Here is a 14002-nt window from a genome sequence, read left to right on the forward strand (position 1 = left end):
CAGCGCGACTAGAGGAAAGAACCATGAATTAAGGACAGGAAAGGCCTGTTTTTCGACCGACTCATGATTTTTTGAACCTCAAGCAGAGAGGGCATGAAAAATCGGTGGGTACTTCAGACCTTCCCTAAAAGGCACAGGCCCAGAAGTGGGTGGACGAGCAGCTCCAGCCATGCAGAAAACCTCTACGAACTCATCAAATAAAGCCAATATAGATAGCTGTGTCGATCAATGGGGCGCTGCGTTCCATAAGGAAAATGGTGACGACGCCATGGTTATCTCCGACATGCTCGACGAGTGGGAAAATTGGTGTAAAGCAGGTAAGCATCCATGATTGAAAGAAAACTTAAAGAGTTCAGCCAACTCTAGAAAATCCATCATCTGCATGACTTAAATCCCTATTGATCAAGCTCAAAGTAAACCGTCCACCCCCCACCTTTCTGACCCAACGCTTAGGGCGATGGCGTCCACCAAAGTGGACACCATTTCTAACCTTTTAAGCGGCCCCCTCATGCAGCCTGCACTTAGCCTTCTACTTCGATAGAGGCAGCTGGAATAACCAACAGCAGTTCAGATTCATCAACTAACTGATAAGTAGGACGAATACCAGATAAGCGCTCGCTACTATCTAGAATAATCTGAACGCCCTCACCACGCTTATCCATCATGGCGCTGCGCCCTGAAAGATCCCGCTCTTGGTCTGGAACACTACACTTCGCGAGTAAGCTAGTAATTTCCTCGTTCCTAGCCGCCTGGCGATAGGGCAGGCTGTCCACCGTCATTGTGTTCGGAATCATGCCTGGTGAATAAAGCTCTAATCTGTCAGCAAACATGCGTAACCGAATCTTTGCGCCGTGAATGGCATAGTCACGGTGAGCTACAGCATTCACCAAGGCCTCGAACACTGCCGTAAGGTCAAATTGCGGCACATCGTGACGACCCTCTTGTTTGCTGGCGACAACACGCATATTTCTTTTGACGAAGTGACAGGCCCCAAGTACCTGCTGATCGAGCGGACCAGTAATATCTTGTGCGTCGAGTTGATAGGCCTGATCACCTTGCGGCAATATTTCTGTGCCTCTATACGCGACAGCCTGGATAAAGGCGTTGGGCAACCAACGACGAGGATCATGAGATGCCATCAATACGCCAGTAATTGTGGGGCGTAAGACTTCATCAGTATCTAGACGGGCCATAGCAAGCTTGTCGAGAAGAATCTCTCGACTATCGTTGACGCGCGGGCTGGCGAAACGCTGCCAAAGCTCAGGCTGCAAATCGTCGAGCGTAGCCCCAGGGACTGGTTGCTCATCGAAGCGGATAATGCGCGCTTGACTACGTTGTTGGAACTGCCGAGCGAGATACTCTGGTGCCATCTCACGTTTGGCGCTACCAACCCGATGCATATAGCCTCCTGGGCTTCTATGCACGAAGAGGCTGCGAGGTATCTCTACCTTTATGACAGGTAACTGCTCACCCGTAGTTGATGGAAGAGTCAGGCGCTCAATGACCGGGTTGAGCGATGGAGTAACAGAGTTAATGCAAATCTCGCGAATAAAATCCTCGACAACGTCGAGCCTATCGAGAGCAATGCCTACGACCTCTCGCCGATCGTCCACGCCCATGACGCAGACACCACCGCGACTGTTCGCGAATGCAGCCAACTCGTCAGCCAACGAATCACGATGGGGAGCGGCGACTCTAATACCGGAGAGGCGAACCTCCTTCAATTCCAAAAAGGAATCCTCACCCAAGCGAATTTTCTCGATCAGGTCAATGGGGTTGTCATACATCGTTAAACCTCTCTTCCCAGGCGTTGGTAACGTCGCTCGAAAGCGTCTTTACCTCCCTCCATCACCTTGCAAATTTCCTCTCGCATGGCCTTGTTCTGCAATGATCCTGACTGGCTGACGAAACACTGATGGTTGAAGTCGAGCACGTGAATCATCTCAGCGTCGCCATTGACTACGATATTTGGATTGTGGGTCACAATGATGAGCTGTCGTCGTTGCTTGTTGGCGCGAATTTGTTGCACGACCAGATCATAGATTAAATGGTTGTCCAAATCGTCTTCGGGCTGATCCAAGACCAGAGGTTCGTCTCCGTGAGCAAGCAAGAAGGCCAACATAGCTGCGGCGCGTTGACCAGCCGAAGCCTGCCCAATCGACTGAAAATCTTTACCGTTGCCTTTACGACTGTACTCTACCTGCAAGCCATCCTCGGGAAACCAGCACTGAATGTGGTTGATCAGCTCGGGGCGTTTTTCGGTTTCGCCTGTCAGGTATTTGTTGAACCAACCACCAAACTCAGCTGAACCGCGACATGACGACACCAAGCGGTTTTGCAATTGCTTGATAGCCTCTTCAAGGTGCTGTGTGGCTGACTCATCTGGCGTCTCAGCCAAATCAGCTGCCAGAAGCAAATTGGCAACTAGCCCCTTAGCCGGGGTGTCACCTTGTGATTCGGTATAAATATCGTCCTTGAACTTGTCTGGAACCCCGAGTAAATCTCGTAGCGAACGATCCATGGCTTGAGCATCGCGGCCATAAGGAATCAAATTCATCCGGACAAAGTGGTTTTCTGCCAGCGTTTCCTCAAGGAATTGCATGCGCGTCGCACTGATGGCTCGGCGTGCATGCCAAACGTGTTCGAGTTGCGATTTGGCATGCACTCTCAAGTCGTCGAACTGTTTTTTTAGTGCCTCCAAGCGTTTCACTTCTGTATCTAGACGTTGTCGCTCCTGCACCAGACGTCCATATTCACTAGGGTCATTTACACCCTGAGTCTGCAAATCTGTTTTCAGCGCCTCATAATCGACTCTTGCCTTCTCAACCTGCGCTTTCCAACGACCCTGCAACAATTGCTCTTTGAGCGAGCCGCTGTTGTCGACTAATTGCTGTGCTATGGCCTCTACCTGAGCTTGGGCTTGTGCGATGGACGAGGCTAATTGCTGAACGATCGCCAACGCGTCGCTGTCGGCGACGGGGTCGAATACGCTTTCGGGTAAATCTTCAGCCAGTAAGTCCCCCGCCAACTCACGCAGACGCGTTGCCGTTTCAATCGCAGTATCAAACTGTCGGTCCATCTCTCGGGTTTGGCGGCTAGTTCGCTGATAAGCCTTCAGTACTTCAGCGTGGTGAGCATCCTCAAAGCGCGCTAGCTTACGTTGCACATCCTGCAGGGTTAGATTCAGTGCCTCACGCCCTTTGAGCTTGCCATTCAGCTCGCGCAATTTGGCGCAGGTACTGAAGAATCCACCTTTGGCCTCTTCGAATAGGTTTTTTGCAGTATCCGTCCCGGCGGCTTCGTCTATTACTTGTAATAGAGCCTGTTGGCTTTCACCTGCCAGCGCTGCGATCTGCCCTTGGCTGAACAGCCGCACAGGAAAGCGTTGTTCGGTAATTGCCTGGCTCTCGGATGTTTTCCATTGAGAGGTAATTTCGTCCCACTCTTCGACGGCTTGCCCTTGCCCATCTTGTTGCCATAACAAACGATAACGGACGCCATCGCGGCTGAGAGTAAGCGTAATGTGCGTAGTGGCGAGCAGGCCTCCCAAATCATTTCGGGATCTGGCAATTTTGTTGAAGCGCACAAAGGTCTCGCTGGCCTCGCCGCTTCCCCCCAGCTCACGTTCTCGTCGGTAAGCTAGCCGTAGAGAGTGCACGATTGTGGACTTGCCAGTGCCCCGACCACCAACCAACGCATTGAAATAAGGGTTGAACGCCAGTCGGGTGGGTTTGTTGCCGCGCCCCATGAAACGAGCATCGGCTATTTCGATGGCCTCGATGAAGTGTTCAGGTCTGTCGAACGGGGAAAAGGGCTCGACGTCATCGCTACGACGCACTGAAATACCTTGCCCATCCAACAGAGCCAAACGCAGCCCTTCCAGAGAAGGCTTGGCCATTTTGATCCAGGTATAGCGCGAACCAGGTACGGCTGGGCCTTGGAAGGTATGGCAGTCGGAACCAATTACTTCGGCCCAGTTCAATTTTGACTGGATGTATGCTGATGGCTTAGGAGCTGCGGGGGTCAACACCTCCATGGCCAACACGCCAGGATTACTCAATAACAGCTCTACGGTTTGATGGTCGAGAACAGACTGGATGGAGCCTTCTGCTTTGAGTTGCAGCAAGCCCTTACTAGCGTCGGCATGGGCAGGAATAGGCAGCGCGCCAGCCTCTAGTACGGCCTGCACCACGTCTGCCGCACTTCGACGGGTTACACCATCACTATCGCCTTTTGTACCGCTGTAATCGACTCTGCCCAGTAGGGAGTCAATGTCACTGGTCGTGGCGTCGGTACCGAAAATCGCTAGTAGGTGGAAGCCCCCATTGACCGAAAGCTCCACGCCAGGAAACAGATGTAGTTCGCGAAACCCCTCAGGCGGATCTTCCTGCATGGTCGCGTAAGCGACCTTTAATTTGTCTACCCAAGCGCCGCAGTTGTGGTCAGTGACGGCCACGCAGTCAATACCTGCCACCATGTATTTCAGGAGCCATTGCTTAGCTGTTAGCTCGTCAACCGTCCCCATCGCTCGCTGCCAAGCATCCGTATCCTTGGATGCAGGGGTATGCGTATGGAAGTCAAATTTCCACCAACGGGCGCCGGGGTAAGTCCATTGAAAGCTCATTGAAATTCCTTAATTCGGACACACGCCGTGATTCTGCGGAGTCTTCGGGCATTTTTTGTTACTAATCATTGAACACCGTTGATCACCTAGCATGTCGGTTTCCCCCTTGAATCTAAGCTTTAACTAGCGCTTTGGAGACTATATTTTCCGTCCAAGAAAGGCAGACCTTGGTCATCTACGTCGCTGAATCGGAGCTCGACCCCAGCTCATCGACCAAATACATTCGACTTTACCATTGAACGTTGCAGCGCTCGCGCTCAGAAATCTCTCGACCCGAAACCCAGCACCAAGGATTGTAGTTGCTCGATGCTCAACTCTACTTCAGAGCTGTGTCGAGAATCCGGTCAGAAAATTTTACCCTGACGCGAACGACGTGCGGCCAGCCAAATCCCCCCAGCACCCATGGATCAACCACTTCTTCAACGAACAGATCCAGTGACTACCCTTCCTCTACTCTGATAGGATTCAACCTATTTAAGACGACTTATGACTATCTTTCTCGCGAGGCTGTCCTCATGAGCACCGAGCCGTGGGTTTCCGTTGAGCAGGTCGCTCAGCACTTGGATGTAGCCAAAGACACTGTCTACCGCTGGCGTGAGCGCCGTGGGCTTCCTGCACACCGAATTGGTCGGCTGTGGAAGTTCAAGCTGTCCGAGGTGGATGAATGGGTGCGCACGGGTGGTGCGGACGAAGGGCAGCAGAAGCGGAATTGAACGAGAAAACTTCATGACCAAGATAAAGAAACCAAACTATCAACCCAGTCTGTCGTTCCCAGCAGCTCCTGATGAGCTGCATCGCTTGGTCAATTGGCTGTGGATCCCGCTACGCAAAGAATGGAGGGATGTCACCACCAAAGCAGAAGAAGTCGTGCGCCAGAAATTCATCCGCACACTGGTAGAACATTATGGTTACACCTTGGAGCAGATGGATCAGGAGCGTCGCACGCTGCACGGACATAAAAGTCCGCGCGCTGACATCGTAATCTGGCAGTCCGCCACGGAAAAAGCGGCCGGACGCACGCCGGTTCTAGTCATCGAGTGTAAGACTGACACCATCCAAATTCAGGAGCGTGATTACTATCAGGGTGAGTCCTACACCCGCGCTACCGGATGCGAGTTTTTCATTGCCACCAACCAGCGTCACACGGCGGTATTCAAGCTGGTGCCGGGGCTGCCAGGCGGCTTTGTCGCCATCAACGAAATCCCCAAGGCAACTGACTGGGGCGATGCCAAGCGCCTGAAAGAAATCCGCGAATCGCTGCGCGCTTTTAACCGCAAGGAATTCCAAGACCTACTGTTCGTCTGTCACAGCATCCTGCGCGACGTACACAAGATGGAGCCTGGACGTGCGTTCGACACCATCTCGAAAATCCTGTTTATCAAGATGTATATCGAACGCTCAGGCTTGCATGGAACATTTACCGTTGATTACCTGGACCAACGCGCAGCGTTGCGTATGTCGAACGATCCACAGGTACATGACGGACTGTTTGAGCTGACCAAGGACTACTACAAGGCGGACAGTCTTTTCGGCACAAACGACACATTAGGGGTGTCAGAGGCGACCTTCAGACGCATCGTTAAAGAGCTTCAGCGTTTCGATCTTTCCAAAACCAGCGATGACATCAAGGGCCTAGCCTTTGAAAAATTCCTCGGCACTACCTTCCGAGGCGAAATGGGTCAGTTCTTCACCCCACGTCCAGTCGTGGAGTTCATGGTCGATCTGCTCGCTCCTCAAGAGGGTCAGTTGATCTGCGACCCGGCATCTGGGTCGGGCGGCTTCTTGATTCGTGCATTTGAGCAAGTTCGCAGCCAGATCGTCGCCGATATCCAGCGGCAAAAGGATGAGAAGCGTACTCAAATTGAAGTTATCGGCCTACCGGAAGAGGAAGAAGAGCTCCAAATCGAAGAAGAGTTCTCGCGTTTGAACTATCAGTTGCTGCCCAGTGGCGACGACAACAAGCCTATCGATACCCGCGTTGGCCGTTTGGCCTGGCAATGTATCTACGGCACCGATGCTGAACCTCGCGCTGCCCGCACCGCCAAAATGAACATGATCATGCACGGCGACGGGCACGGCGGCATCCACTATCACGACGGTTTACTCGACATCAACGGCATCTTCAACGGCCGCTTCGATTTGGTGCTAACCAACCCGCCGTTCGGCTCGAACGTTGGCAAAGATCAGACCGTGGGGGGGAGCAATGAAACTCGCGTGCCTACCGATGCAGTCTACCTGCAGCGCTGCCGTGAACATGGTTATGGCAGCTCCTGGGAGAAAAGCCACCAACGCCTGCTGGATGCCGCCGCTGCGAAGACTCCAATTCTTGATCTGTTTGAGATCGGCAAGGGCAAGAACAACCGCCCCACAGAGCTGATTTTCATTGAGCGCTGCCTAAACCTACTCAAACCTGGTGGACGGACGGGGATCGTACTGCCGGACGGCCCCCTCAACAATCCTTCGCTTGCCTGGCTACGCCGCTGGGCTGAGGGTAAGGCCAAACTGATTGCAGTGGTCAGCCTGCCGGAAGAAACATTCCGCTCAAGCAGTGCCACGGTCAAAGCCTCAATGGTGTTCTTGCAAAAATTCACCAAGGAAGACGACCTAGCCTGGGAGGCTGCCTGGGCCAAAGCCCATGCCGAGCTGGATTCGGGCTTTGATGTTCAGCGCAATGCCGTACATGAGGAATGTGCACCAGGAATTATTTCAGGCGAGGACGCCGAAGTTGGTCGCCTGCTCGATGAGCTAGCTGCATTTGGGTTACGACGCGTGCTATTGCCTTGGCATCGCGGGGAGGCACCGGCCTATCCACGCACTTGCCTGCCGACCGTGCAGGGTAAACCGGTCTGGCTCAACGAGGTCGCTAAGGATTATAAAAAAGCAGTTGCCGAACTCAAAAAGCAAACGTCCGCCGCACTCTCAGCTGTGCAATATCGCAGCGATGCCCTGCTGTCCAGTCTGGGCTCCAGGTACCGCACCATCGACGAAGCTCACACTGCTGCCCTCTGGGCTCGGGTGCGCGAACAGTTCGATTACCCCGTTTTCGTGGCTGCCCCCAAGACGGTGGGCATCACATCCACAGGCGAAACCGGCGAAGGCGTGGCAAACGAATTACCTGAACTACTCAAGGCTTACCGTGAGTTCGAAGCCTGGATGGCGCAAGGCGCTCAGTCGGATGCAATGCCAAATTTTCCGACACCCTCCACTGTCTGATCCGACAGTGGAGGGAGATCGAGCGTTGGATCGAAAAACCGTCTGCTGAATCGCGGACTAGTAACTTCCCATTACTGCCACTGAGTGACGTGATTACCCCACGTCACGATTCTGTTCGTGTCGAAGGTGAGCTTGGAGATTGGCAGGCTATTACTATTAAGTTCTCCGGCAAGGTCATTCCACGTGCGCGGACTGAGGTGTTCAAAGGATCCATGTTTGCGGCCTACCCGGGCGACATTGCTTTCTCGAAGATCGATGCCCGCAATGGTGCAGTGGGGCTGATTCCAGACAGCATCTCCAAGGCGGTCGTGACGGCTGAGTACCCCGTGTTCACGCCAAAGTCTGACAAACTGCGGCCAGCGTACCTGAACCATCTTCTACGCGCCGACCATTTCAAGGTTGCCTTACAACGCAAGGCAACCGGAACCAGTGGCCGAAAACGCGTCACACCGGAAGGGTTCCTGAGTCTCGAAGTGCCAGTGCCGTCGCTGGACGAGCAGGACGTACTAGTTGGCACCTACGACGACGCGCTGATCCGCGCCGCGCAGCTTGAGCAGGAAGCGGATGCCATTGAACATGCAGCCTGGCAGGCCTTCGAGACAACTCTCGGTGTGGCTGCACCTATCGCCCTGCCGGACTGGCCAGTTTTCGTGGCGCGGTTCAAGGATGTGGAGCGGTGGAGTTACGAAAGCATCTTGAAAACCTCCACGTCTGGCCCTGAACACACTTCGCCTTGGCCGCTGGCTCGTCTTGGAAATCTGATTGCTGACCTCGAGAATGGATGGAGCCCGAAATGCAACGACCACCCCGCTCGCGGGGGAAAATGGGGCGTATTAAAGCTTGGTGCTGTTTCATTCGGGACGTTCGATGAGCTTGAGAACAAGGAGCTTCCCACAAGGCTACAGCCGCGCACTGAGTACGAAGTACAACCTGGTGATGTATTGATCAGCCGTGCAAACGTTACTCGATATGTCGGTGCCTGCGTCTATGTCGAGTCGACACGAACCAAGCTGATGCTGTGCGACAAGATCTTCCGAGTACGATTTTTGCATGATGGGATGTTGTTACCCCGCTTTTTGGCGGAAACGATGAAGCTACAGCTCGTCCGTGAGCAAATCGAATCTCGACTGACAGGCACGTCTCCAACGATGAAGAACATTTCCAAGCCGTCGCTACTGGATCTGCAATTCCCGTTGCCCGATGCCCATGTGCAGGAGCAACTGGTGACGGACCTTTATTCCGCGAGAACTAGTGCAGTCAGCAGACGCATCGAAGCTACCACCCTACGTCAGTCCTCTTGGACCACCTTCGAGTCGACGCTGTTCACCGTTTCCGTGCCTGCCGAATGAGCGACTTCCAGCAACAGTACGCTCTGTGGGACGAATTCTTGAAGAAGTAGCCTCTGGAGCGGCTGATCACGATGACGCTGGACGAATACTCCTTGGTCGGATCGAAGGACAGCTTCATCTACTGGATCGAATCGCGACTGGATGAACTTGGTAGTATCTGGGGCGGTTCATCATGTTCTTACGCAAAAATATGGAGCACCGCGAAAGCGTTGAGAACCGCAGCTACTCCTACATCCACGGCTGGTACTCTTCTCTCGGCGCTACGGCGGAAGAAGCGTTCGTCAAGGTACGCGGGTATGTCGTACAAGTAATCACCTTGGCATCGCAAGGAGATGTGGAAGGCATCGAGTCATTTGAACGTCTGGGCGAGGCGACCAAATGGAAGATCGCCTTCCACCACCAGAACCGCCCGATACTGGCGGTTGTCGATATATTCAAAAAGGCACCGTTGGACGCTTTCGTCGGAGAAACGGCCGGCCGCAGCATGGCAGCTTTGCAGAAAACCGCATTGGCGCTATTCCCCACCAACCTAGGCATCCTGGAGTTCGGAGGGTAAATATGGGAGGCATCGGAGCAGGAAGATCTGGCGATCTGGAAGCTTTCGCACGATTTCAATGACTTTTACAGTTCGGAGCGTCAACAGACAGACGTCATCAAGGTATAACCTGTCACGCAGAATCCAATCGGGGGGACAAGTGGGGGGACAAGCAAAAAAATAATAATAAAGCCCTTTAAAATCAATATCTTAATCAGATCAAAAAGCCGCCCACAAGCCGGCTTTTTAATGCCTGAAATCCGCACAGGATGAGGAATTGATCCAAAACCCCATCTTTGACCCACACCCAAACGCTGGGTTAGCCGCGGCTCCAGCGACTCGATTTCTGTGACAGACAAGAACCGTGTCGTCTCATGCTCTAGTGCGTAATTGCACCAGCCTGACCACCAATGCATTCGTATTGACCACCTGCTTGCATGCGGCGTGAGCAGCACACGCCATAGTAACTACCGGCTGCGCTCGACCCAAAGGGGAAGCTAACGCTTGGTTAAGGGGCGGGCTTTAGCCCGTCCCAGAGTCTCCCGGCAGCGCATGCGGCGCCACAGACCTATTCTTGCATTCGGCAACAGAAGCCTAAAAGTAAGCAGCATCCCTTTCTTCTGAAGGAAATATCCTTGAAAGCCCAACCTGCTTGCGCACGATAAATGCGCTGACTAATCTTCGCGCTCCGCCGAAAAACCATAAGGGATAAAAGCATGAGCGACACCCCCGCTAGCCTGAGCATGCCCCCCGACGGCTACGGCGATTGGCTGATCGATCTTAAAAGCCGCATCCATAATGCCCAGCAGCGCGCCACTCTGGCGGTGAACCGCGAGCTGGTGCTGCTGTACTGGCAGATCGGTCAGGATATTTTGACCCGCCAAACACAGCAGGGTTGGGGGACTAAGGTCATCGACCGCTTGGCTCAGGATTTACGCGCGGCTTTTCCGGATATGAAAGGGTTTTCCCCACGTAACCTCAAATACATGCGCGCTTTTGCTGGCGCGTGGCCGGACGCGGAATTTGTGCAACAAGCTGCTGCACAATTGCCCTGGGGTCACAATCTGGTGCTGCTAGACAAGCTTCATGGCCCTGAAACCCGCCGTTGGTATGCCGCCCAGGCCATCGAGCACAACTGGTCGCGCAACATTTTGGTGATGCAGATCGAGACCCGTCTGCTGGAGCGTAGTGGCAAGGCAGTCAGCAACTTCGATAGCCAGTTGCCCAAACCGCAATCCGACCTTGCCCGCGAATCACTGAAAGACCCTTACCGTTTCGACTTCCTCGGCCTGACTCTTGATGCCCAGGAGCGCGAGATCGAAAACGCTCTGGTTAAACACGTTACTGACTTCTTGCTGGAACTGGGTGCGGGTTTCGCCTTCGTCGACAAGCAAGTGCTGCTAGACGTAGGCGGTGACGAGTTCTTCATAGACCTGCTGTTTTATCACCTCAAGCTACGTTGCTATGTGGTGATCGAACTCAAGGCTGGCAAGTTCAAACCAGAGCATTTGGGGCAACTGAGTTTTTACCTCACTGCAGTGGATGCGCAACTCAAACATCCGCAGGACGGCCCGACCATCGGCCTTCTACTATGCAAGAGCAAGAACAAGGTAGTGGCCGAATATGCCCTGCGTGATAACGCCCGACCTATCGGCGTGGCCGAGTACCAGTTGGTGGAGTCCTTGCCGGCAGAGCTTCAAACCAGCCTGCCCAGCATCGAACAGATTGAGCGCGAGCTGGCTAGTGATGACGCCTTCACGGAGGACGAATCGCAATAATCGGACAACCAAGGATCGGGGACTGCAGCTACGTAAAAACGCTGCGGTCGCTTTATTTCACCCTCACGGATAACTAAACCCCTTAACCAACGTCAACTCCCCCACCGCCCGCATCGGCACCAGAAACGTCTCCATCTTTTCGTTCGGCGTCCCCTCCTCCGTAATCACCGTCACCTGTGCCGTCGTCAGCGGCTGAACCGCATCCTCCTGCCCCTCCTCATCACTGCGATACCCACCGCCGAAGTAGTTCACATACACCAGATACTGCCCCTTGATCGGCGCCGGCATGGCGAAGATTTCCGGGCCGTATCCCGTCGTCACGTCAACATCGAGCGCCGCGCCATTGGGCGCAACACGATCGCCGTACCAGATGTGCGCGCCGTCGGGGGTGATGAGGTGCAAGTCGAGGTCGGTGCCGTCACTGTCCCAAGCCAGTAGCACCCGCAACTTCGCCGGAGTGGCCCCGCCGCTGGCGTTCAGGAACTGCGTGCGATGCCGTTGCTGGCCATCGGGACTTCGGACTTCGACGCTGTTGCTGCCATTCGGAAATGAGAACGGACGATCAAAGCGACCAGCGGGGTCAATCTTCAGTGGCATGCTGACGCCGTTGACGATCAACCGGCCCGGCTCACCAGACTTGGGTGTGTCGTTGATCTGACCGGTGATGCGTGCAGTGTTGGCCTGCCCCACCGGGGTGTTCACCGAGGAGGCCGGGTAGTTAACGATCTGGCGAAAGTTTTCGCCTTCGCCTTCAGGCGCGCCAGTGCGCCAGCCACCAACGGGGGTGTCGAGTTTGGCGGCGCTTTCGGCGGCGAACGTCGTCGGCCATACGCAAAAGGAGCAGAGGAACAGGAAGACCTGTGGATAACGGAGTTTCATGGCCTATTCCAGCAAGAGGTGGCGGGCGAGCCCTTCGATGTAGGTTTCATCCTGGCCGTTGGGGTGTGCTTCGAAGGCCAGGTGCAGGTATTCGTGGGTCAGGTCGAGGCGGTCTTGCAGCGACAGCACACCGCGCACGTAGATGCGCTGGCGTTCGCGGTCGACGTAGGGGCGGCCGAAGGCCAGGCGGCAGACGGCGAAGGTGCTGACTTCGTTGTAGCCAACCTCGCTTTCCAATCGCGGACGCCAGCCGCGGCGTTGGTGTTGCAGCCAGTCTTGCGCGGCGGGGAGTGCTTCGCAGGAGGCGACGGGGTTGTCCCAACGGCTGAGGCTGGCGCGCGGGTAGGCGTGCAGCAGGATGGCGTCGTAGCGTTGGCCGGCGTTGGCTTGTTCGACGGCTTGCTGCCAGGAGAGCTTGTCCGGGCCAGGTTGGTCGGAGTGGTAGGTGACGGTGCTGCCGGCGAGGACCAGGTCACTGGTCCACGCGGCGATGTTACGGGATTCGGTGGTGGCTGGACGTGGGGCGACGCGCTGACGGCTGCTGCTGTCGTCGATGCTCAGGCAGTCGCCGTTGCGGGTGGCGTTTTGCAGCAGGTACGTGCGGATGGCGACGGCCAAGGCTTTGGCGGCTTCGGCGGGTTCGGGTCTGGCTTCGCGCTGGAGGACTCGGGCGACGTATTCTTCGCGGTCCAGACGGGCGATCAGTTTGTCTTTCACCAAAAACAGTTCGCCGTCGCTGTGGATATCGAGTTGGTTGCCGTTGGTGAATTCGACGCGGTAGTCGCCCAGCAAGGGCCCGGACTCAACAGCACGATCCCCCGCCAGAACGCGACCGATGGGGTAGCGTGAAAACAGCCCTACCTCGACGCAACGTCCCGTATCCGAAGGCCAATCCACCGGCAACACCGAAGCCAACGCCCCACCGTAGTTACGCAAGACCATTTGACTGGTCCCACGCCCGCCCGCCCAAACCGGCGTGCCATCTGCTGTCCACCCGGCAAAACCACCCTGACGCGACGAAGGATCCTGATCCCCCAACCAGCTCCAGGTTTTCACCCGCAACCGGCCACCGAGTTCGCCCACAACATTGCCGTCAGCCGCATTCAACACCACATCCAGCAACACCCGCCGCGCTTGATCCTGCGCCGGCATCACGGCCAGCATTCGCAGCAACTCAGTCACTGAAACTCGCGTGGAAGGCTGCAACGAAGCCAAATCCAGCAACCACTCCGGTGCCTGCCGCGCCTGCCAATACGCACGCCAGTCAGCGCCAGCAATGCCCAGCCGTTGCGGTTCAAAGTACAAACCGCACGACTTCACCAAGGCCTGATCGCGCTCAATCTTGCCGCCCGCGGTGCAGCAATAAACTTCGTCTTTCGACTGACCGCGACATTCGTAAGCCGGCTCATGGGCGTTGGTATCCACCAGCCAGCCGTACACAAACAACTTCCACACACTGCCCAGCGGAGTCTGCACATCAGCAGGCAACGGCTCGCGCGCGATCACCTGAGTCCGGCTCAACGACAGCAACTCACCTTTAAAGGCCAGCCGCAGCGGCTCCTCCTGCGCTGTCGCCAGCGCAGGGATCAAGCACAGCAGCAACCAGACCAGACGCCGGATCATG

Annotated in this window: 9 protein-coding genes; 5 read left to right on the top strand and 4 right to left on the bottom strand. The window is 55.2% G+C overall.

Going from position 1 to position 14002, the window contains the following annotated elements:
- Positions 1-521 precede the first annotated feature (521 nt).
- Both FQ187_RS16610 and FQ187_RS16615 read right to left on the bottom strand, forming a co-directional pair.
- On the bottom strand, positions 522-1787 hold the full coding sequence (locus FQ187_RS16610; RefSeq protein ID WP_149630334.1) for an ATP-binding protein: 1266 nt from the start codon (positions 1785-1787) through the stop codon (positions 522-524).
- A 2-nt stretch (positions 1788-1789) separates the two neighbouring features.
- On the bottom strand, positions 1790-4624 hold the full coding sequence (locus FQ187_RS16615) for a TrlF family AAA-like ATPase (protein WP_149630335.1): 2835 nt from the start codon (positions 4622-4624) through the stop codon (positions 1790-1792).
- Between the two features lie 515 nt (positions 4625-5139).
- On the opposite strand from FQ187_RS16615, the gene FQ187_RS16620 reads away from it, so the two are divergent.
- From FQ187_RS16620 to FQ187_RS16640, 5 genes are all read left to right on the top strand, one after another.
- Entirely contained in the window at positions 5140-5337 is a 198-nt protein-coding gene (locus tag FQ187_RS16620; protein ID WP_149630336.1) for a helix-turn-helix domain-containing protein, read from the top strand.
- A gap of 13 nt (positions 5338-5350) precedes the next feature.
- Positions 5351-7837, top strand: coding sequence for an N-6 DNA methylase (locus tag FQ187_RS16625; RefSeq protein WP_149630337.1), 2487 nt, complete (start codon positions 5351-5353; stop codon positions 7835-7837).
- An 89-nt stretch (positions 7838-7926) separates the two neighbouring features.
- Entirely contained in the window at positions 7927-9186 is a 1260-nt protein-coding gene (locus tag FQ187_RS16630; protein ID WP_149630338.1) for a restriction endonuclease subunit S, read from the top strand.
- 172 nt (positions 9187-9358) lie between these two features.
- Positions 9359-9742: a hypothetical protein gene (locus FQ187_RS16635; protein WP_149630339.1), complete on the top strand. Its 384-nt coding sequence runs from the start codon at positions 9359-9361 to the stop codon at positions 9740-9742.
- 695 nt (positions 9743-10437) lie between these two features.
- Positions 10438-11499 carry a YhcG family protein gene (locus FQ187_RS16640; RefSeq protein WP_149630340.1) on the top strand — a complete coding sequence of 354 codons (1062 nt, stop codon included), beginning with the start codon at positions 10438-10440 and terminating at the stop codon, positions 11497-11499.
- A gap of 63 nt (positions 11500-11562) precedes the next feature.
- Here the strand turns inward: FQ187_RS16640 and FQ187_RS16645 are convergent, their stop codons facing one another.
- Both FQ187_RS16645 and FQ187_RS16650 read right to left on the bottom strand, forming a co-directional pair.
- On the bottom strand, positions 11563-12378 hold the full coding sequence (locus FQ187_RS16645) for a YfaP family protein (RefSeq protein ID WP_149630341.1): 816 nt from the start codon (positions 12376-12378) through the stop codon (positions 11563-11565).
- A 3-nt stretch (positions 12379-12381) separates the two neighbouring features.
- Entirely contained in the window at positions 12382-14001 is a 1620-nt protein-coding gene (locus FQ187_RS16650) for a DUF2300 domain-containing protein (RefSeq protein WP_149630342.1), read from the bottom strand.
- Position 14002: the final 1 nt, after the last annotated feature.

Origin of the sequence: Pseudomonas sp. ANT_J28 (genome assembly GCF_008370005.1) — a bacterium.
Lineage (GTDB): Bacteria > Pseudomonadota > Gammaproteobacteria > Pseudomonadales > Pseudomonadaceae > Aquipseudomonas > Aquipseudomonas frigoris.

Excerpts from the sequence above, each read along its gene's own strand:
- FQ187_RS16620 (WP_149630336.1), top strand. The coding sequence starts at position 5,140 with ATGAGCACCGAGCCGTGGGTTTCCGTTGAGCAGGTCGCTCAGCACTTG.
- FQ187_RS16645 (WP_149630341.1), bottom strand. The coding sequence starts at position 12,378 with ATGAAACTCCGTTATCCACAGGTCTTCCTGTTCCTCTGCTCCTTTTGC.
- FQ187_RS16650 (WP_149630342.1), bottom strand. The coding sequence starts at position 14,001 with ATGATCCGGCGTCTGGTCTGGTTGCTGCTGTGCTTGATCCCTGCGCTG.
- FQ187_RS16610 (WP_149630334.1), bottom strand. The coding sequence starts at position 1,787 with ATGTATGACAACCCCATTGACCTGATCGAGAAAATTCGCTTGGGTGAG.
- FQ187_RS16635 (WP_149630339.1), top strand. The coding sequence starts at position 9,359 with ATGTTCTTACGCAAAAATATGGAGCACCGCGAAAGCGTTGAGAACCGC.
- FQ187_RS16615 (WP_149630335.1), bottom strand. The coding sequence starts at position 4,624 with ATGAGCTTTCAATGGACTTACCCCGGCGCCCGTTGGTGGAAATTTGAC.
- FQ187_RS16640 (WP_149630340.1), top strand. The coding sequence starts at position 10,438 with ATGAGCGACACCCCCGCTAGCCTGAGCATGCCCCCCGACGGCTACGGC.
- FQ187_RS16625 (WP_149630337.1), top strand. The coding sequence starts at position 5,351 with ATGACCAAGATAAAGAAACCAAACTATCAACCCAGTCTGTCGTTCCCA.